This window comes from Nonomuraea basaltis (assembly GCF_005893125.1).
GTDB classification, from domain to species: domain Bacteria; phylum Actinomycetota; class Actinomycetes; order Streptosporangiales; family Streptosporangiaceae; genus Nonomuraea; species Nonomuraea basaltis.
Map to the genome: position 1 here is coordinate 39,923 of NZ_VCJS01000068.1, position 19,246 is coordinate 59,168.

Here is a 19,246-nt window from a genome sequence, read left to right on the forward strand (position 1 = left end):
GTGTCGCGCGTGACTATCGCGCCAGAAGAGGACCGCCTGAACGCCCAGATCTCCTTCGCCATCGAAATCGACAAGTTGAAGCGGATCATCCGCCGCAACCATCTCATCGACGGTTCGCGGCGGGAGAACACCGCAGAGCACTCCTGGTACGTGGGCACGCTGGCGATGGTCCTCGGCGAGCACGCCCCGCCGGGGACCGACCTCCAGCGGGTTGTGGCCATGCTGCTGGTGCACGACCTGGTGGAGATCGACGCCGGCGACACGTTCATCTACGACCCGGTGGAGGTCGCCGCGCAGGCCGGGGCCGAGCGGGCCGCCGCCGACCGCATCTTCGGCCTGCTGCCCGGCGAACAGGGGGCCTGGCTGCGGGAGCTGTGGGACGAGTTCGAGGCAAGGAAGACGCCGGAGGCGAGATTCGCCAAGGCGCTCGACCGCTTCGCCCCCATCCTCGCCAACCACCACACCGAGGGCGGCACGTGGCCGCTGTTCAAGGTCAGGGCGGCCCAGGTCAGGGAGAAGGTGCGGATCATCGAGGAGGGCTCACCCTCGCTCGGCGCGTACGCCCTGGAGCTGGTCGAGCTCTCCGTGACCAGGGGACACCTGTCCGAGTGATCCCCTCATGGCTGGGGTAGGGGACCTGTCGTGAAAGAGGAAGTACGAGCGAAACGTCGGCAATTGCGGGATTTCACCGGTCCTGTCGCCCTTGCCGATCGGCTCGAGAAGTCGAAGGCCATGGACCGACCGGTCAGAGCGCTGGCCAAGGCCGTACGCCGGCGCATCCGCCCTGGATTGCTGCGCGACGTGCTGCACGGCGTGCCCATCGGCGAGCCGCTGCACCCACCGCTGGCCTCGGTCAGCCTGGGCTGCTGGATGTCGACGGCCGTGCTCGACCTGGCCGGGGCCGACCCCCGGGCCGCGCGCCTGCTGCTGGCCACGGGCATCGCCAACGCGGTGCCCACCGCGGCCGCCGGGCTGACCGACTGGTCCTCACTCCACCGTGAGCAACAGCGGGTGGGTTTCGTCCACATGCTGTCGAATTTGACCGCACTGGGCCTGTTCTCCGCGTCCTTGCTGGCCCGCCTGCGCGGCCGCGAGCGCTCCGGCCGGCTGCTGTCCTTCGCCGGGCTCGGCATCGGCACGCTGGGCGCCTATCTGGGCGGCCACATGGCCTACCGGCAGGCAGCGGGGGCCAACCACGCCCCGCAAGTCAGCCACCTGGTGCCGCTGGGCTGGCACGATCTGTGCCCGATCAAGGACCTGCCGGAGGGCCGGCCGGTGGCGCGGCGGCTCGGCTACATCCAGCTCTTCGTGCTGCGCCGGGGCGAGGGCGTGATCGTGCTCGCCGACCACTGCCCCCACCTGGCCGGCCCGCTGCACCAGGGCAGGCTGGTCATGGAGGACGGCGAGGCTTGCGTCGTGTGCCCGTGGCACGGCAGCACGTTCCGGCTGGGCGACGGCTCGGTGCGGCACGGGCCGGCGACCGCTCCCGCGCCCACGTTCGAGACCCGGGTCCGTCGGGACGGCACGATCCAGGTACGGCCGGGCTTGACCTGAAGTTTGGTTCAGGTTCTACGGTCGAGTCATGGGCAAGATTCTGGTGACCGGCGCGACCGGAAACGTTGGCAGGCATGTGGTTTCCCAGCTCGCGGAGGCCGGGCTGGAGGTACGGGCGCTCGTCAGGGACCCCGGGCGGGCACGGTTGCCCGTCGAGATGGCGCGGGGCGACCTGAACGTGCCCGAGACGCTGCACCCGGCGCTGGAGGACGTCGAGAGCGTGTTCCTGCTCTGGCCGGGCTTCACGACCGACAACGCCGCGGAGGTGGTCGCGGCGATCGCCAAGCACGCGCGGCGCGTCGTGTACCTGTCGGCCAACGTGGCGCAGCTCGCGGACGAGCCGGCGACGCACTACCAGGAGATCGAGCGGCTGATCCGGCATTCGGGGCTCGGCTGGACGTTCCTGCGGCCCGGCGGTTTCGCGGCCAACACGCTGGGCTGGGCCGGGCAGATCCGGCAGGGCGTCGTGCGCTGGCCGTACGGGCAGGCCGCCAGGTCGCTGATCCACGAGAAGGACATCGCGGCCGTGGCCGTGCACGTGCTCACCTCGGCGGGACACAACGGGGCCACGTACGTTCTCACCGGCCCGGAGCGGTTGACCCAGGCCGAGCAGGTCAGGGTGATCGGCGAGGTGGTCGGCCGCGAGGTGCGGTGGGAGGAGCAGCCGCCGGAGGAGGCCCGCGACCAGCTCATGGCGGCCTGGGGCGACGCGGACTTCGTGGACGCCGCTCTGAAGACGTGGGAGAGCTTCGTGACGACTCCTGAGCCGGTCACCGACACCGTGGAGCGGCTGCTCGGCCGGCCGGCGCTGACGTTCCGCCAGTGGGCCGAGGACCACGCGGCGGACCTCAGCTGACAATGGCGAGCTCGGCCCATCAGGACTGAGCAGTTGACCTGACCTCGTCCGCAGGGTGCTCCACAAGGGCGAGGATGCGGCTGGACATGAACCTGGCCGTGCGCACCGGGGTGCCGCTGCGGGTGACCTCGCTCACCTCGACGAGCCCCCGGCGCGTGGCCACCTCGACCCGCCGGCCGGCGCGGGTGGCCCTGATCTCGTAAGTTCGCGGGGATCCTCCCGCATCGATGACGATCTCCACCCGGTCACCCTTCATGTCCGCGTTATACCCATTACAGCTTTCCGTACACCAGTACGATAATCGCCGCGACGCCCACGCAGACGATGATTCCGCGCAGCACGGGCGCCGGGATCCGCCGCCCCAACCTGGCGCCCAGGAACCCGCCCGCGATCGCACCCAGCGCCACCCCGAGCACGCCCTGCCACTCCACCTCCGCGACGATCACGAACAGCGCGGCCGCCACGGCGTTGACGATCAGGGCGAGGACGTTCTTGGCGGCGTTCACCCGCTGGAGGTGGTCGTCCAGGAAGCTGCCGATCAGGCCGATCAGCAACACCCCCTGGGCGGCGCCGAAGTACCCGCCGTAGACGCCCGCGGCCAGCACGCCCAGCCACAGCGCCGGCCCGCCGTGCGCGTGCTCGTGCTCGCGCCGCTCGGCCAGCCACCGGTTGATCCGGGGCTGCACGACGACAAGCACGCAGGCCAGCGCGATCAGCGCGACGACGACGACCTCGAAGACGTCGGGGTCCAGGAAAAGCAGCAGGATCCCGCCGATCAGCGCCCCGGCCGCCGAGGCCGCGCCCAGGCGCAGCAGGCGGTCGCGCTGGCCATGGAGCTCGGTGCGGTAGCCGTACGCGGCGGTGAAGGAGCCCGGCACCAGGCCGATGGTGTTGGAGACGTTCGCCGTGACGGGGTCGACGCCGACGGCCACCAGAGTAGGGAACGTGATCAGGGAGCCCGATCCGACGACGGCGTTGATGGCGCCCGCCACCACCCCGGCCGCGCAGACCGCGGCCAGTTCCCACCCCGTCACGAACCCTCCTTACGTATCCGGGCTCTTGGGGGGTGTGAAGAGGCCGCCCAGACCTTCCAGGACCTTGCCCATTTCCGACGGGACGATCCAGATCTTGTTGGCATCGCCCTTGGCGATCTCGGGGAGCGTCTGCAGGTACTGGTAGGCGAGCAGGTGCTGGTCGGGCTTGCCCTCGTGGATGGCCTTGAACACCATCCCGATCGCGTCCGCCTGCCCCTTGGCGCGCATGGCCTGGGCCTCGGCATCCGCCTGGGCGCGCAGCACCGCCGCCTCCGCCTCGCCCCGGGCCCGCAGCACCGACGCCTGCTTCTCGCCCTCCGCGGCCAGGATCGCCGCCTGCCGCTGCCCTTCGGCGGTCAGCACGGCGGCGCGCTTGTCGCGGTCGGCGCGCATCTGCTTCTCCATCGAGTCCTGGATGGAGGCGGGCGGGTCGATGGCCTTCAGCTCGACCCGGTTGACGCGGATGCCCCACTTGCCGGTCGCCTCGTCGAGCACGCCGCGCAGCGCGGTGTTGATGTCCTCGCGCGAGGTCAGCGTGCGCTCCAGGTCCATGCCGCCGACCACGTTGCGCAGCGTCGTGACCGTGAGCTGCTCGACGCCGACGAGGAAGTTCGCGATCTCGTACGTGGCCGCCTTCGGATTGGTGACCTGGAAGTAGATCACCGTGTCGATGGAGACCACCAGGTTGTCGGAGGTGATCACCGGCTGCGGCGGGAACGACACCACCTGCTCCCGCAGGTCGATCATGTCCTTGATGCGGTCGATGAACGGCATCACCACGTTCAGCCCGGGCGTCAGCGTCCGGTGGTAGCGGCCGAGCCGCTCGATGATGGCCGCCGTGGCCTGCGGAATGATCCGGATGGTGCGGGCCACCCCGAAGCCCACCGCGGCGACCACGACGAGAGCGACGATGAGCTGCTGGGTGGACATGGCGACGCTCCGAAGCCGAGGGAACCGACTCCGTAGATCCTATTTCTTTTCAGCTCAGGGCGGCTTTTGTATGTCTAAATGGTGATCTAGTGAGCTCGGGCGTACCAGCGGCCCTCCGCGCTGCGGTCCAGCGACAGCGGCACCCCGAAGGTCTGGGACAGGTTGTCGGACGTCATCACGTGCTCAAGCGGCCCCTGGGCCACCACGGAGCCGTGCCGCAGCAGCAGCCCGTGCGTGAACCCGCTGGGCACCTCCTCGACGTGGTGCGTCACCAGCACCAGCGTCGGTGAGCGATAGTCGCCGGCCAGCACCGTCAGGCGGCGCACCAGATCCTCGCGCCCGCCCAGGTCGAGCCCGGCCGCGGGCTCGTCGAGCAGGAGCATCTCGGGGTCCGGCATGAGCGCGCGGGCGATCTGCACGCGCTTGCGCTCACCCTCCGACAGCGTGCCGAACCGCCGCCTGATCAGATGGGCCGCCCCCATCATGTCGATCAGCTCGACGGCCCTGGTCACGTCGTTGGAGTCGTATTCCTCGGTCCAGCGGCCCATGATCCCATAGGAGGCGGTCAGGACGAGGTCGATGACTTTCTCCTCGGGCGGGATGCGCTCGGCCAGCGAGGCGCTCGCCAGCCCGATGCGCGGCCGCAGATCGAACACGTCCGCCTGTCCCAGCCGCTCCCCGAGCACCTCGACCAGGCCGTCGCTCGGATAGAGCAACGTGGCCGCGACCTGCAGCAACGTGGTCTTGCCCGCACCGTTGGGGCCGATGACCACCCAACGCTCGTCCTCGTTGACCGTCCAGTCGATGCCGCGCAGCAGGGCCGCTCCGTCGCGCCTGACGGCGACGTCCTGGAGCCGCAGCACCTGACCACCCATCCCCGATCCCTCCTTAGGAGTCACCCTCGGGACAAACCTATTGCAGCGCGAGCGCTTATCGTGGATCGGTGCGCCCTGAATCGCCTGTCTGTCCCTCCCTGGTCGCCTGGGGCAACGCGTGGCTCGTCGGCCACGTCGGCCTCGACGAGGCGGCTGACCACGTAGAATCCGCCGGCGGACCCACCGTCGCGGGCGAGGTCCCGTTGCGTAAATACCTCGCAAACCTGCGCGCCGGCGGGCTGCGCGAGCTGCGGCTCGCCCTCCCCGCGCCCGGCGACCCTCTGGGATTGTCCGGGCCCGCGTCCTTCAACTCGGCCGCGATCGACGCCGGGCAGGCCGTGATCGCCGTGCTCGACGACGGCAACCTCGGGCTGGTGCCGGCGCCGGACCGGCGCGGCTCGTCGTATGTCGGGGTACGCCTGGACGTGCACGACTCCGGGCCCGTCCGCCACGACCTGCCGTCGCTGGCCGAGGCCGAGCGCGAGCTGTCGGACGCGATCCGGGCCGCCACCGAGGCGCTGGCCTCCGTCGAGGGCCCCGCGAAGGACCGGCCCGAGCTGGGGCGGCAGGGCGGCGAGCTGGCGCCCGGCTATCCCGCGCGGGCACACCGCGTCTCCACGCTGGCCACGCGGCTGGCCGCGGTGCTGCGCCACGCCGACGAGCGGGGGCTCACGACCGGGCAGATCGCCGCCCGCGGCGCCGCCCTGCGCGAGCTCGACCGCGCGGTACGCCGTGCACTCGTGGCCGCCCACCACGCGATCTTCGAACCGCTCAGGAACCACTAGTCGCGTCCCCAGTTGCTTCTTGTTCGCCGCCAGCAGGCGAACAAGAAGAAGCACACCTGATCCATCAGCCCAGGCCGTGCCGAACCGCGTAGAGCGCGGCCTGGGTGCGATCCTGCACGCCCAGCTTCATCAGCACGTTGGACACGTGGGTCTTGACCGTCTTCTCCGCGACGGCCAGGCTCCTGGCGATCTCCCTGTTGGACCGGCCGGCCGCGATGAGCGCGAGCACCTCGCGCTCGCGGTCGGTCAGCGGGACCGGCGTGGGCACGTCAGGGGCGGCGCCGGCCAGCATCGCCTCGGCCGCCTCGGGGGCGAGCAGCACCTGGCCGCCGTGCACCGCGCGTACCGCCTGGACCAGCGCGAGCGGGTCGACGTCCTTGTAGAGGAACCCGGCCGCGCCCGCGCGCATCGCCGGGCCCACGTCCGCGCGGTCGCTCACCGACGTCAGCACAACCACCCTGGTCTTGGACCCGGCCAGCCGCTCCAGCGCGCCGAGCCCGTCGAGCACGGGCATCTTCAGGTCCAGCAGCAGCACGTCAGGGGCCAGCTCCCCGGCCAGTTCGACGGCCTGCGCCCCGTCGCCCGCCTCGCCGACGACCGTGATGTCGTCCTGCAGGTCGAGGAACGTCCGCAGCCCCTGCCGCACGACTGGATGATCGTCGGCGATCAGCACCCGGATCAAACGCCCACCTCCACGCGTACCGTCGTCCCCTGTCCAGGATCCGATTCGACGGTCATCACGCCACCGACGGACTCGGCCCTGTCCCGCATCGACACGAGCCCGAGGCCGCGCGACTCCGCCTGCTCGAACCCGCTGCCGTCGTCGCTGACGGTCAGCGCCAGCTTGCCGTCCTCGATGACCAGGCGTACGAGGACGCGGCCGGCCCCGGAGTGCCTGAGCGCGTTGTGCAGCGCCTCCTGGGCCACCCGCAGCACCGCCACCTCGACCGCCGAGTCCAGCGGCGGCAGCTCGCCGCACTCGAACGCGACCAGGGACGGGTGGAGCCGGTCCAGCATGCGTACGTGCTTGCGCAGCGTCTCCGCCAGCCCGTGCCGGTCGAGCTCGGCCGGGCGCAGCTCGACGATCACGGCGCGCAGCTCCGAAAGAGCCTCGCCGGCGAGGCGTTGGACGCGTTCGAGCTCCACAGCCGCCTTGTCGGGGGCCCGCTCCAGCATCGCCCCCGCGGCCTGCGCGGTGAGCCGGAGCGAGAACAGCTTCTGCGTGACGGCGTCGTGCAACTCCCTGGCCACCCGGTTGCGCTCCTCCAGCATGGCCAGCTCGCGGCCGCGCTCGTAGAGCCTGGCGTTGGTCAGCGCGATCGCGGCGTGCGCGGCGAACAGCGTCAGCAGGTCCTGGTCGTCCTGCGTGAAGCCGCCGAGCGTGCGCTTGTTGGCCAGAAAGATGATGCCGAGCACCTGCTCGCCGTCGCGGATGGGGACGCCGAGGAAGTCCTTCATCACCGGGTGCGCCTTCGGCCACCACTCGAACCTGGGGTCCTTGCGCAAGTCGGGCAGCCTGACGGGGCTCTCTTCGCGGAGCATCGCGCCGAGCATGCCATGCTGTCTGGGCAGCGGCCCGATCGCGTCCCACTGCTTGTCGGTGATGCCCTCGGCGACGAACTCGGCGAACGACCCGTCCTCGTCGGGCACGCCGAGCGCGGCGTAGCGGGCGTCGAGCAGCCGCTGCGCCGAGCGTACGATGACCTGCAGCACCTCGCGGGCCGACAGGTGGCGGGTGACCGCGAGCACCGCGGAGCTCACCGCCTGCAGGATCTCGTCTCGGTCGGCCGTCACGGGACTCACTCTATGGTCCTAGGACGAAGTGCCCAGCCCGGCACCGGTCCTCAGCCCGATGTCCGCCGCTCGTCGCGTTCCTACCGTCGGAACCATGACGAACACCGCACTCATCACCGGCGCCTCCCGCGGTCTCGGCCTCGCCCTGGCGAGGTCCCTGTCAGCTTCGGGCTGGAACCTCGTGCTCACCGCCCGCGGGGCCGACGACCTGGAGCGGGTCGCGGCCGAGCTGGGCGCCACCGCGATCCCCGGGGACGTGGCCGACCCGGCGCACGTCGAGCGGCTGGCCCGGGCGGCGCCCGAGCTGGACCTGCTGGTCAACAACGCCAGCGACCTGGGCGTGACGCCGTTGCCACCGCTGGCGGGGTACCCCCTGGAGGCGTTCAGGGCACTGCTGGAGACGAACGTGACTGCTCCCCTCGCCCTCATCCAGGCCACGCTGCCGGCGCTGCGGGCGGCGAGCGGCGCGATCGTCAACGTCACCTCGGACGCCGCCACGGGCGCGTACGAGGGCTGGGGCGGCTACGGCGCCGGCAAGGCGGCCCTGGAGCAGTTGTCGAACGTGCTGGCCGCCGAGGAGCCCGAGCTGCGCGTCTGGTGGGTCGATCCGGGCGAGATGAACACCCGCATGCTCGCCGACGCCGTGGGCGCCGAGGAGGCGTCGGCCGCGACCGACCCGGCGAAGGTCGCCACGGCGCTGCACGACCTGGTCGGCTCACGCCCGGCCAGCGGAAAAGTGAGCCTGCAATGACCCTGGCGCTCGACTTCGTCCTGCCGCCCGGGCTGTCGGCCCACGAGCCGCCCGAGGCCAGGGGGCTGTCCAGGGACGCGGTACGCCTGATGGTCTCGCGCGGCGACCTGGAGCCCGGGCACCACCGGTTCGGCGACCTGCCGGGGCTGCTCGACCCGGGGGACCTGATCGTGGTGAACAACTCGGCGACGCTGCCCGCGGCCATCAGGCTGGACCGGCTGGCCGTGCACTTCTCCACCGCGCGGGAGGACGGCACGTGGCTGGTGGAGCTGCGGCGGCGTACCTCGAAGGCGTCCGAGCCGTACGGCGGGGGCGAGGCCGGCGAGTGGCTGCCGCTGCCGGGGCGGGCCACGCTGCGGCTGATCGATCGGGAGACGCCGCGGCTGTGGCGGGCGCGGCTGGATCGCGACGTGGAGGCGTACCTGCGCGAGTACGGGATGCCGATCCGCTACTCGTACGTGGACAGGGACTGGCCGATCGACGCCTACCAGACCGTGTTCGCGACCGTGCCGGGCAGCGCGGAGATGCCGAGCGCGGCGCGGCCGTTCACCGCCGATCTGGTGACCGCGCTCGTGGCGCGCGGCGTCGGGATCGCGCCGATCACCCTGCACACGGGGGTGGCCTCGCCGGAGAAGGACGAGCCGCCGTACGACGAGCGGTACGAGGTGCCCGCCTCGACCGCGCGGCTGGTCAACCTCGCCAGGGAGAGCGGCAACCGGGTGGTGGCGGCGGGGACGACCGTCGTGCGGGCTCTGGAGACGGCCGTAGGCGTGGACGGGCGGGTGGCCGCGTCGGCGGGCTGGACCAGGCATGTCGTCACGCCAGAGGGCGGCGTACGGGCCGTCACGGGGCTGATCACGGGCCTGCACGAGCCGCGCTCCAGCCATCTGCTGATGCTGACCGCGATCGCGGGCGAGGAGGCGCTGGCGCGGGCGTACGAGGAGGCGCTACGGGAGGGGTATCTGTGGCATGAGTTCGGCGACACGCACCTGATACTGAAGAAATAGCTTTACACAGATTTTGCAATTGTGATAGGAACAGCCGACATTTACGGGGGCTTGTTCGAGTGCGTCCCCGTGCCCCTTCCTCACCGGAGCCGTTGAATGCGCAACTCCCTTCCCAAGGCCGCCTCCCTGGCATTGCTGGCCGGCGCCCTGCTCATCCCGGCTGTTCCGGCCTCCGCCGCCCCGGTCGCCGCCAAGACCGCCGCGGTCACCGCCGCCGATCCGTTCTCGGCCTTCGACGTCAAGGTGAAGGCCCCCAAGACGGCCAGGGCCGGCGGCAAGATCCGCTACACCATCGTCGCCACCAACAAGGGCCCGCACTACGCGAACGCCTGGTTCATCGGCGGCGAGTTCCCCAAGGGCGTCGACCTGAAGAAGATCTCCTACGCGGCGAGCATCAAGGGCACCGAGTGCTTCGGCGAGGGCCGCGCGTTCTTCTGCTTCCTGCCGAAGGTTCTCGAGGTGGGTGACTCCGCCGCCGTGATGTTCGAGGCGAAGCTCAAGAAGTCCGCCAAGGGCACGCAGAAGGCGACGCTCGGCGTGGTCTCCTACAACCTCGACACGGGCATGGAGGACATGAGCAAGGAAGAGCTGGACCGGCTCGGTGTCCCCGAGTTCGGCTTCCAGAAGACCGTCAAGACCAAGGTCGTCCGCTAGCACACCCCGCTGCGCCCGCGTCCGAATGCCGCACCTGCTGCGCGACCATCGGACCGGGCGCAGTACCGTGGCTGGATGTGGACCAGCGCACCCTCCTGATCACCCTGACCGGCCCCGACCGGCCCGGCGTCACGTCGCGCCTCTTCTCCGTTCTCTCCGGCTTCCCCGTGACTGTCGCGGACATCGAGCAGGTCGTCATCCGAGGCCGGCTCACGCTCGGCGTGCTCGTCGCGTACGCGGGCGGCCCCTCGACGGGCACCGGCACCACGCTCGGCGCCATGTGGACCGCCGTCGAGCGGGTGGCCGAGGACCTCGGCTTGGAGGTGGAGCTCTCCACCGGATCCCAGACCAAGGAGCAGCGCCGCCGCGGCCGCCTGTCGGTCAGCGTGCTCGGCGCCACACTGCAGCCCGCCGCGATCGCGGGCATCGCCGGGCGCATCGCCGCCGCAGGCGCGAACATCGACCGCATCGAGCGCCTCGCCCAGTGGCCCGTCACGTGCCTCGAGCTGTCCGTCTCGGGCGCCAACCCTGACGCGCTGCGGATCGAGCTGGCCGCCGAGGCCGCCGCCCAAGAGGTGGACGTGGCCGTGCAGCGCACGGGCCTGTCGCGGCGCGCCAAGCGGTTGATCGTCATGGACGTCGACTCGACGCTCATCCAGGGCGAAGTCATCGAGCTGCTGGCAGCGCACGCCGGCTGTCTGGACGAGGTCGCCCGGGTCACCGAGCAGGCCATGCGCGGCGAGCTGGACTTCGCCGAGTCGCTGCGCAAGCGGGTCGCGCTGCTCGAGGGGCTGCCCGCCGAAGTGTTCGAGCACGTGCGCAAGGAGGTCGTGCTCACGCCCGGCGCCCGTACGCTCGTGCGTACGCTCAAGCGCCTCGACTACCGCTTCGCCATCGTCAGCGGCGGCTTCACCCAGATCACCGACGGCCTCGTCGAGGAGCTCGGCATCGACTACTCCGCGGCCAACGTCCTGGAGGTCGTCGACGGGCGGCTGACCGGCCGGGTCGTCGGCGAGATCGTCGACCGGCCGGGCAAGGCCCGGGCGCTGGAGCGCTTCGCGCGCGAGGCCCACCTGCCGATCTCCCAGACCGTCGCCATCGGCGACGGGGCCAACGACCTGGACATGATCGCGGTGGCCGGGCTGGGCATCGCGTTCAACGCCAAGCCGGTCGTACGGCAGGCCGCGGACACCGCGGTCAACACGCCCTACCTGGACTCGATCCTCTACCTGCTGGGGATCTCGCGGGACGAGGTGGAGGCCGCCGACGCCGAGGACGTGCTCGCGGCGGGGTGACCCGTCAGTCCTCCTTCGGATCCCAGTGGGTGACCAGGCGGCCCTCCCCCGGATAGAGATCCGCCCACGCCGACTCCACCCGGATCACCGCGAAAGCCCCTGGCCGGAACACGTAGTCGCCTCCGGCCAGCCCCAGGGCCAGCTCGTGCACGCCCGGGTTGTGCCCGCACAGGACCACGGTGCCCAGGTCGGGATCGGACCGGCGGACCAACTCGAGCAGCTCCTCGGGGTAGGCCTCGTAGATGTCGCGCTCGTAGCTGATCTCCACCTCGGGGAAGGCGATCTCGGCGGTGCGCTTGGTCCTGAGCGCGGGCGAGCAGAGCACCATGTCGGGCTCCAGCCCGGCCGCCCTGATCTCGTCGCCCGCCCGCTTGGCGTCCCGCTCCCCGCGGCCGGTCAGCGGCCGCTCGTGGTCGGCCAGGCCAGGGACCTGGGCGGCTTTCGCATGCCGCAACATGATCAACGTTCGCACCGGATCACCCTGAATTCGAAGCCCAGACGGCCAGCGCGACGATCACAGCCAGGATGACGAGCATGGCCAGCAGAATGAGGCCCAGGGTCTTGCCGCCGCTGGGCTGCTTGTCATCTTCCACGCGCCCAGTTTCCCACCGCAAGTCGCCGGTGCCTCGCCCGCCTACCGAACCAGTCTTCTGCCGCGCGGCCGCCCTCGACCTTCTCGACCACCCCCGACCTTCTCGACCGCCCTCGACCGCCTTGGCCTTCCCGACCGCCCTCGAACGCGTGAACCCGCAGACGCGAAACGCCCGCCCCCGCGCAGGGGAGCGGGCGTCTCGCGCGTGCGGTGGTGCTACGACGCGACGGGCTCCTGCTCGCGGTCGTTGTTGTTGCTGGTCGGCTCGCTGGTGACCGACCGGCGCTTGGACACGATGATGGCGCCGACCACCACGCCCACTGTGACGACCGTGACGCCGATGCGCACCGCCGGGTTGCCCGCGTACAGGACCACCGCCGGGGCGACCAGCAGCGCCACCAGGTTCATCACCTTGATGAGCGGGTTGATGGCCGGTCCTGCCGTGTCCTTGAACGGGTCGCCGACCGTGTCGCCGATGACCGTGGCGGCGTGCGCCTCCGAGCCCTTGCCGCCGTAGTGACCGTCCTCAACGAGCTTCTTGGCGTTGTCCCAGGCGCCGCCGGAGTTGGCCAGGAAGACGGCCATCAGCGTGCCGCAGGCGATCGCCCCGGCCAGGAACGCGCCCAGCGGCGCATAGCCGAGCGCGAAGCCGACCGCGATCGGGGTCATGACCGCCAGCAGGCCGGGCGTGGCCAGCTCGCGCAGCGAGTCGCGGGTGCAGATGTCCACGACGCGGCCGTAGTCCGGTTTCTGCGTGCCGTCCATGATGCCGGGATTGTTGCGGAACTGGTCGCGTACCTCGAAGACCACCCGCATCGCGGCCCGTCCGACCGCCGAGATCGCCAGCCCGGAGAACAGGAACACGACCGCGGCACCGATGATCAGGCCGACGAGGACGTTCGGCTGGTCGATGCTGAGGCTGAAGCTGGAGAAGGCGCCCAGCGCGTCCTTGATCGCCTGGTCGGCCTTGGCGAGTTCGATTTCCACGGCGGTGCGGAAGGCGCCGAAGAGCGCGGTGGCCGCCAGCACGGCCGTGGCGATCGCGATGCCCTTGGTGATGGCCTTGGTGGTGTTGCCGACGGCGTCCAGGCTGGTGAGCACCTGGGCGCCCTCGCCCTGGACGTCGCCCGACATCTCGGCGATGCCCTGGGCGTTGTCGGAGACCGGGCCGAAGGTGTCCATGGACACGATGACGCCGACCGTGGTCAGCAGCCCGGTGCCGGCCAGGGCCACCGCGAACAGGGCGATGGTCACGTTGCCGAAGCCGAGCAGGAACGCGCCGTAGACCGCGCCGCCGATGATCAGGGCGGAGTAGACGGCCGACTCCAGGCCGACGCTGATGCCGGCCAGGATGACGGTGGCGGGGCCGGTGGCCGAGCTCTCTCCGATCTCGCGTACGGGACGCCGGGTCGTCTCGGTGAAGTAGCCGGTCAGCAGTTGGATGGCGCTGGCCAGCACCAGGCCGATGAGCACGGCGCCGATGGCGATGAGCCGCGGGTCGGCGGTGGACTCGACGGTCGAGCCGGTCAGGCCGGCGAAGCTGTCGGGCAGGTACAGGAACGCGGCCACCGCCACCAGCACCGCCGAGATCGCGGCGGAGATGAAGAAGCTGCGGTTGATCGCGGCCATGCCATTGCGGTCGCGGTCGCGCATGCCGGTGATGAAGATGCCGATGATCGCCGTGATGACGCCGATCATGGGGACGATGAGGGGGAAGATCAGCCCCTCCTCGCCGAAGGCCACCCTGCCCAGGATGAGGCTGGCGACCAGCATGACCGCATACGACTCGAACAGGTCGGCGGCCATGCCCGCGCAGTCGCCGACGTTGTCGCCCACGTTGTCGGCGATGGTGGCGGCGTTGCGCGGGTCGTCCTCCGGGATGCCCTGCTCGACCTTGCCGACCAGGTCGGCGCCGACGTCGGCGGCCTTGGTGAAGATGCCGCCGCCGACTCGCATGAACATCGCCAGCAGCGCCGCCCCGAACCCGAATCCTTCGAGCACGACGGGCGCGTCGCCCTGGTAGATGAACACGACCACGGCCGCGCCGAACAGGCCGAGGCCCACGGTGAACATCCCGGCCACGCCACCGGTGCGGAACGCGATGCGCATGGCGCGCTTCTCGCCCGAGTCGTTGGCCGCGGCGGCGACGCGGACGTTGCCGCGCACGGCCAGCCACATGCCTACGAACCCGGTCAGCGCGGAGAACACCGCCCCGACCACGAAGAAGATCGACCGCCCGATGCGTTCGTCCCACTCTCCGGGTAGCAGGAGCAACAGGAAGGGAATTATCACGACGAAGATCGCCAACGTGCGGAACTGGCGCGCCAGATAGGCCGCGGCGCCTTCCTGCACGGCACGGGCGATGTTCTGCATACGTTCGGTGCCCTGGTCGGCGGACAGCACTTCGCGCACCAGGCCGCCGGCGACGGCTAGCGCGATCAGTGCGACCGCGGCGACCACGATCACGATGGTGAGATTGTTTCCGCTCAGGGCCAGATTGGACGCTGGCTCCGCTGCCAGCATGTGCCTGCTCATCGTTCTCCTCGGCAAGACCGGTCGTCCTGCCCGGGCGGTGCTGCGACATGTCCTCGGCGGGTGTTGCGGCACCATCCGGGTTGTGGGTGCCGCTTCCGGTTGAATCCGCATTCCGCCGGATCACCTTGGCCGGTGCCGGGAGTCTACGCAGGCCCTGTACGGATATGAAGAGTCCGAAGGTCACTAATTGGGCATGCGTCCAGTAAGCCCCTGACAACGCCCCGGTTTGGGTTCTGACAACCGAAATTTCCCTCGGTTTACGGTCATGACAAGCCTCTAATACGGTTGTCCGAAACCCGGGTATGGGAGGGCGCGCCGAAGGCAGGAAGGGCGCCGTTGCTACGGCGAGCGGAGGGCACGTTCAAGGGTGACGTGACCGGGACTGCTCGAAGGCCGCGGTCATGCTCTCGCGGAGGCGAGCACGCGGCCCTCGATGGACGGGGCGAGGTGCGGCACAGGGCTCCTCCTCCACGGAAGCGAACCGTCGTCACGCCTGCGCGAAGGCACGAGCGGTGGGCGGTATGCGTGCGCGGAAGCGCTAGTGGTACGCCTGCACCGCGCACGGTGCCCGCGCGCCGTGACGGCGGCCGGCCCCGTGCGGGCCAGAGGGCGTCTCCCCCGGAGGCCCCCCGCCCGAGTCGGCGGGTGGCGCCTCGTTGGCTTGCCGTACAAGATGAGGGTCTTGGACTCCTACGTCGGGACCCCGCTGCCGGCGGGCCAGCTCATCCGGATGTCGGTCCCCTTGGCCGTGGGGAAGACCTCGACGTCGTCGGCCAGCCCCGAGATGACCGCGAGGCCGAAGCCCGTCATGAACGAGTCGGACAGCATGCCCAGATCGAGAGGTTGCTCCTGCTTGATCTCGTCGCTGGGGGCATGGTCGCTGACCGTGACCTCGAACCGCCCGGCGTCGTCACGCAGCTCGATGCGGATGGGCTCGCCCGGACAGTGTGCGCGGTGCGCCTCCACTGCCCGGGAACACGCCTCACCCACAGCAAGCCTGACCTCGTCCAGCAGGGACTCCTCCACGCCGGTGCGGCGGGCGATCGCCGTCGCCACCAGCCGGGCGGTGCGCACGTGCGCGGGAAGTGCGCTGAACGTCAGCTCGACGGTAGCCATGCTACTTGTCTTTGCCGTGAGCTTCCTTGGCCTCGTCGACCGAAGCGTAGATCCCGAAGACCTTGGTCAGACCGGTGATCCGGAAGATCTTGAGGATGCGCTCCTGCGTGCAGACCAGCTCCAGGGAGCCGTCGTGCGCCCTAACTCGCTTGAGTCCCCCGACCAGGACGCCGAGGCCCGTGGAGTCGAGGAAGTCGACCTTCTCCATGTTGACGAGAAGGTGGAAGTTACCCTTGTTCACCAGGTCAATGAGGAGCTCACGCAATCTCGGCGCAGTGTAGACGTCGATCTCACCCTCGACCTCGACGATGGTGAGTCGGTCCTCGTTGTGGTGATCCAACTTCAGATCCACAGATCCTCCAGCGCCTCGCCTGCGAAAGTACTCTTGCCGGCCTGGCAATCTGGAGCGTGGCCCCAGATCGTCAGACCCTGACGCGCGGCATTCAACCACGCGTCTGGCTTGTGTCTATACGAAATCACGATTCCCGGCGACTTTGCCCATCGATGCAAGACTGGAAACAGTGACTTCCACGGCATCCTCCCCACAACAGGCAGGTCCACTCCTCCGCCACCTGCTTGGTGTTCCCGCACGTCATGAGCGTGTCACTCATGTGGAGCATGTTCCAGCACGTCAGGCGGGTCAAGTCCGATGGCCCAAATGGACGTCAGAAGTGCTTGTTACGCGCTTGGCGAACCACGGGGTGACAGGACTCTGGCCTCACCAGTACGAGGCCGCCGACCTGGCATTCCGTGGCCGAAACGTGATCATTTCCACAGGTACGGCGTCCGGGAAGTCGCTGGCCTACCTCACCCCCGCGGTCGCCTCATGCCTCGACGGCGGCACGGTCCTGTACCTGACGCCGACCAAGGCCCTGGCCGCCGACCAGCTACGCGGACTGCGAGAGCTGCGCATCACCCAGGTGCGCGCCGCCACCTTCGACGGCGACACGCCGTTCGAGGAGCGGACCTGGGTACGCCAACACGCCAACTACGTCCTGACAAATCCGGACATGCTCCATCGTGGCATTCTGCCCAGACACGCCCAGTGGTCCACGTTCTTCCGCCGGCTGCGCATGGTCGTGGTGGACGAGTGCCACGGCTACCGCGGCGTCTTCGGCTCCCACGTCGCCCAGATCCTGCGCCGCCTGCGCCGCGTCTGCGCCCGGTACGGATCGACGCCCACGTTCCTGCTCGCGTCCGCGACGGCCAGTGAGCCGGGGGCGTTCGCCATGAGGCTGACGGGGCTTGAGATGGACGAGGTGACCGTGGACGCGTCGCCCAAGGGGTCTACCACCATCGCGCTGTGGGAGCCGCCTCTGACGGAGCTACGGGGTGAGGGAGGGGCTCCTGTGCGGCGGACGGCGACGGCGGAGGCGGCCGATCTGCTGGCGGACCTCGTTCTGGCCGACGTCCGCACGCTCGCCTTCGTCCGTTCCCGGCGCGGCGCGGAGACGGTCGCCCTGTCGGCCCGCGCCAAACTCGCCGACGTCGCCTTCTCAACCCCCTTCACCGGTACGCCACTCACAGCCGACACTGAGCCGCCTACCAGCACACGGACGGCGAGCACCCGGCCCGATGGCGGCACCGGCACATCGGAGGAGGCCTTGGCCGACCTCCCCAACAAGATCGCCGCCTATCGAGCCGGCTACCTCGCGGAAGACCGCCGCCTCCTGGAGAAAGCCCTCCGGGAAGGCACCATCATGGGCCTGGCCACCACCAACGCCCTCGAACTCGGCGTAGACGTCTCCGGACTGGACGCCGTGCTGATCACGGGCTGGCCGGGCACCCGCGCCTCCCTCTGGCAGCAGGCAGGCCGGGCGGGCCGCGACGGCCAGGACGCGCTCGCCGTACTGATCGCCAGAGACGACCCCTTGGACACCTACCTCGTACACCACCCGCAGGCCCTGTTCGGCCAGCCCGTGGAGGCGATCGTCCTGGACCCCGACAACCCGTACGTCCTGGGTCCCCACCTCTGCGCCGCGGCCGCCGAGATCCCGCTGACCGAGGACGATCTGCCCATCTTCGGCACCACCGCCGCCGACGTCCTGGAAGACCTCGTCGGTGAGGGCCTGCTGAGAAGGCGCCCCGCAGGCTGGTTCTGGACCAGGCGGGAGCGCGCCACCGACCTCGCCGACATCAGAGGCGGCGGAGGCGCCCCGATCCAAGTCGTGGAGTCGTCCACGGGCCGCCTGCTGGGCAGCGTGGACGAGCCGTCCGCCCACACCACCGTCCACACGGGCGCGGTCTACATCCACCAGGGCGAGACCTTCCTGGTGGAGCTCCTCGACCTGGAGGCCGGCGTGGCCCTGGTGTCCAGCGCCAACCCCGACTACTCGACGTTCGCCCGTGACATAACCGACATCTCCATTCTCGCCACCCAACGTTCCCGCCCGCTGGGCTCCGGCACGCTGCACTTCGGCGAGGTGGAGGTGACCAGGCAAGTGGTCTCGTACCTCAAGAGGCGTCTCCAATCAGGCGAGATGCTCGGCGACGAGCCCCTCGATCTGCCGCCCCGTACCCTCCGAACCCGCGCGGTGTGGTGGACGCTGCCCGCCTCAGCCGTGGCGCCGCTCGCGGAGGCGGGCATCGACCTCGGCGGGGCCGCCCACGCCGCCGAACACGCCTCCATCGGCCTGCTCCCCCTGTTCGCCACCTGCGACCGCTGGGACATCGGCGGCGTGTCCACGGAGCTGCACGCAGACACAGGCGTGCTCACGGTGTTCGTGTACGACGGCCACGAAGGCGGCGCCGGTTTCGCCGAACGTGGCTACGCCCGCGCGACGGACTGGCTGACCGCCACACGCGAGGCCATTTCCTCCTGCGAATGCGAACGCGGCTGCCCTTCCTGCATCCAGTCCCCGAAATGCGGCAACGGCAATGAACCCCTGCACAAAAGCGGCTCCATCCGCCTCCTGAACACGCTTCTGGCCGCCGAATGATAAACAATCCCACCCAGCCCGCCTGACTGCAGTCGGCACGGCTGCCCCACGGCCAAAATCACAGGTTCGCGCAGGTAGCACGCACACTTCGCCGAATCCGCCACATGGTGGCTCTCCAGGCACCGGGCCATGCCGACCATTCCGGCATATTCGATGGCACCTTCGACGGCCTCAAATGGACCTGCATATCGATGCCGACTGTCGCGCTTTGCTAGCTGTGACCATCTTTGCTCCGGCGACCTGCGTAGGCGCGCTTGTCGTCATCATCTCCGTGGCCGTCGGCGTCATCGTCATCCGCGGCCCAGAAATCGGCGGCCCCCGGCTGCGGCCGCTCCCAGAAACCGCTGTCCTCCATGGACCTCGGCGACGGCGGCAGGTAGTCGTCCCAGCGATCCTCGATGCGTACAGCGGGCAGGGGGATCGAAGCGGACGGCTCGGACACATCAGTCACGGCCGAACTGGGCAGAGCAATCCGGGCCGGCTCCTGACGAACCACGTTCCCTTCCTTGACACCGCCCACCTCCCCGGC

At 70.0% G+C, this 19,246-nt stretch carries 20 protein-coding genes; 9 read left to right on the top strand and 11 right to left on the bottom strand.

What is annotated here, in order from left to right:
- The 3 genes from EJK15_RS29520 to EJK15_RS29530 all read left to right on the top strand — a co-directional run bounded on the left by EJK15_RS29520 (position 1) and on the right by EJK15_RS29530 (position 2,410).
- Positions 1–612 (top strand): HD domain-containing protein, encoded by a 612-nt coding sequence (locus EJK15_RS29520; protein ID WP_138713739.1) that lies wholly within the window; start codon positions 1–3, stop codon positions 610–612.
- A 120-nt stretch (positions 613–732) separates the two neighbouring features.
- On the top strand, positions 733–1,554 hold the full coding sequence (locus EJK15_RS29525) for a Rieske (2Fe-2S) protein (protein WP_240777286.1): 822 nt from the start codon (positions 733–735) through the stop codon (positions 1,552–1,554).
- Between the two features lie 28 nt (positions 1,555–1,582).
- Complete coding sequence (locus tag EJK15_RS29530; RefSeq protein ID WP_138713741.1) at positions 1,583–2,410, top strand: NAD(P)H-binding protein; 828 nt, start codon at positions 1,583–1,585, stop codon at positions 2,408–2,410.
- A 19-nt stretch (positions 2,411–2,429) separates the two neighbouring features.
- Here the strand turns inward: EJK15_RS29530 and EJK15_RS29535 are convergent, their stop codons facing one another.
- The 4 genes from EJK15_RS29535 to EJK15_RS29550 form a co-directional block, all read right to left on the bottom strand.
- Positions 2,430–2,666, bottom strand: a complete 237-nt coding sequence (locus tag EJK15_RS29535; RefSeq protein ID WP_138713742.1) for a hypothetical protein — start codon at positions 2,664–2,666, stop codon at positions 2,430–2,432.
- Positions 2,667–2,682: 16 nt separating this feature from the next.
- The gene (locus EJK15_RS29540) at positions 2,683–3,444 is read right to left on the bottom strand and encodes a sulfite exporter TauE/SafE family protein (protein WP_138713743.1); all 762 of its coding nucleotides are present in this window, start codon (positions 3,442–3,444) and stop codon (positions 2,683–2,685) included.
- 9 nt (positions 3,445–3,453) lie between these two features.
- Positions 3,454–4,374 (bottom strand): SPFH domain-containing protein, encoded by a 921-nt coding sequence (locus EJK15_RS29545; protein ID WP_138713744.1) that lies wholly within the window; start codon positions 4,372–4,374, stop codon positions 3,454–3,456.
- Positions 4,375–4,460: 86 nt separating this feature from the next.
- Positions 4,461–5,249: an ABC transporter ATP-binding protein gene (locus EJK15_RS29550; protein ID WP_138713745.1), complete on the bottom strand. Its 789-nt coding sequence runs from the start codon at positions 5,247–5,249 to the stop codon at positions 4,461–4,463.
- Positions 5,250–5,317: 68 nt separating this feature from the next.
- Here EJK15_RS29550 and EJK15_RS29555 point away from each other — a divergent pair, with 68 nt between their 5' ends.
- On the top strand, positions 5,318–6,034 hold the full coding sequence (locus EJK15_RS29555; protein WP_240777287.1) for a hypothetical protein: 717 nt from the start codon (positions 5,318–5,320) through the stop codon (positions 6,032–6,034).
- A 64-nt stretch (positions 6,035–6,098) separates the two neighbouring features.
- Here the strand turns inward: EJK15_RS29555 and EJK15_RS29560 are convergent, their stop codons facing one another.
- Entirely contained in the window at positions 6,099–6,716 is a 618-nt protein-coding gene (locus tag EJK15_RS29560) for a response regulator (protein WP_138713746.1), read from the bottom strand.
- Positions 6,713–7,828 (bottom strand): GAF domain-containing sensor histidine kinase, encoded by a 1,116-nt coding sequence (locus EJK15_RS29565; protein WP_240777288.1) that lies wholly within the window; start codon positions 7,826–7,828, stop codon positions 6,713–6,715. The genes EJK15_RS29560 and EJK15_RS29565 overlap by 4 nt, the downstream gene beginning before the upstream one ends.
- A 94-nt stretch (positions 7,829–7,922) precedes the next feature.
- On the opposite strand from EJK15_RS29565, the gene EJK15_RS29570 reads away from it, so the two are divergent.
- The 4 genes from EJK15_RS29570 to serB all read left to right on the top strand — a co-directional run bounded on the left by EJK15_RS29570 (position 7,923) and on the right by serB (position 11,535).
- A complete protein-coding gene (locus EJK15_RS29570) occupies positions 7,923–8,579 on the top strand; it encodes an SDR family NAD(P)-dependent oxidoreductase (RefSeq protein WP_138713747.1) in 657 nt (218 codons plus the stop codon).
- A complete protein-coding gene (locus EJK15_RS29575) occupies positions 8,576–9,586 on the top strand; it encodes an S-adenosylmethionine:tRNA ribosyltransferase-isomerase (RefSeq protein ID WP_138713748.1) in 1,011 nt (336 codons plus the stop codon). The genes EJK15_RS29570 and EJK15_RS29575 overlap by 4 nt, the downstream gene beginning before the upstream one ends.
- Before the next feature lie 96 nt (positions 9,587–9,682).
- A complete protein-coding gene (locus EJK15_RS29580) occupies positions 9,683–10,240 on the top strand; it encodes a DUF11 domain-containing protein (protein ID WP_138713749.1) in 558 nt (185 codons plus the stop codon).
- 77 nt (positions 10,241–10,317) lie between these two features.
- Positions 10,318–11,535, top strand: coding sequence for a phosphoserine phosphatase SerB (gene serB / locus EJK15_RS29585; protein WP_138713750.1), 1,218 nt, complete (start codon positions 10,318–10,320; stop codon positions 11,533–11,535).
- Between the two features lie 4 nt (positions 11,536–11,539).
- Here the strand turns inward: serB and EJK15_RS29590 are convergent, their stop codons facing one another.
- From EJK15_RS29590 to EJK15_RS29605, 4 genes are all read right to left on the bottom strand, one after another.
- Entirely contained in the window at positions 11,540–12,007 is a 468-nt protein-coding gene (locus tag EJK15_RS29590) for a SixA phosphatase family protein (protein WP_240777289.1), read from the bottom strand.
- 336 nt (positions 12,008–12,343) lie between these two features.
- On the bottom strand, positions 12,344–14,662 hold the full coding sequence (locus EJK15_RS29595) for a sodium-translocating pyrophosphatase (protein WP_138713751.1): 2,319 nt from the start codon (positions 14,660–14,662) through the stop codon (positions 12,344–12,346).
- Between the two features lie 690 nt (positions 14,663–15,352).
- Positions 15,353–15,778: an ATP-binding protein gene (locus tag EJK15_RS29600; protein ID WP_138713752.1), complete on the bottom strand. Its 426-nt coding sequence runs from the start codon at positions 15,776–15,778 to the stop codon at positions 15,353–15,355.
- 1 nt (position 15,779) lies between these two features.
- On the bottom strand, positions 15,780–16,130 hold the full coding sequence (locus EJK15_RS29605; protein WP_020542579.1) for an STAS domain-containing protein: 351 nt from the start codon (positions 16,128–16,130) through the stop codon (positions 15,780–15,782).
- A gap of 220 nt (positions 16,131–16,350) precedes the next feature.
- Between EJK15_RS29605 and EJK15_RS29610 the strand changes: the two genes are divergently transcribed.
- The gene (locus EJK15_RS29610) at positions 16,351–18,717 is read left to right on the top strand and encodes a DEAD/DEAH box helicase (RefSeq protein WP_420847100.1); all 2,367 of its coding nucleotides are present in this window, start codon (positions 16,351–16,353) and stop codon (positions 18,715–18,717) included.
- Between the two features lie 211 nt (positions 18,718–18,928).
- On the opposite strand, the gene EJK15_RS29615 is transcribed toward EJK15_RS29610, so the two are convergent.
- Positions 18,929–19,246: hypothetical protein (locus EJK15_RS29615; RefSeq protein ID WP_206061166.1), on the bottom strand; the 318-nt coding region annotated here is incomplete at its 5' end.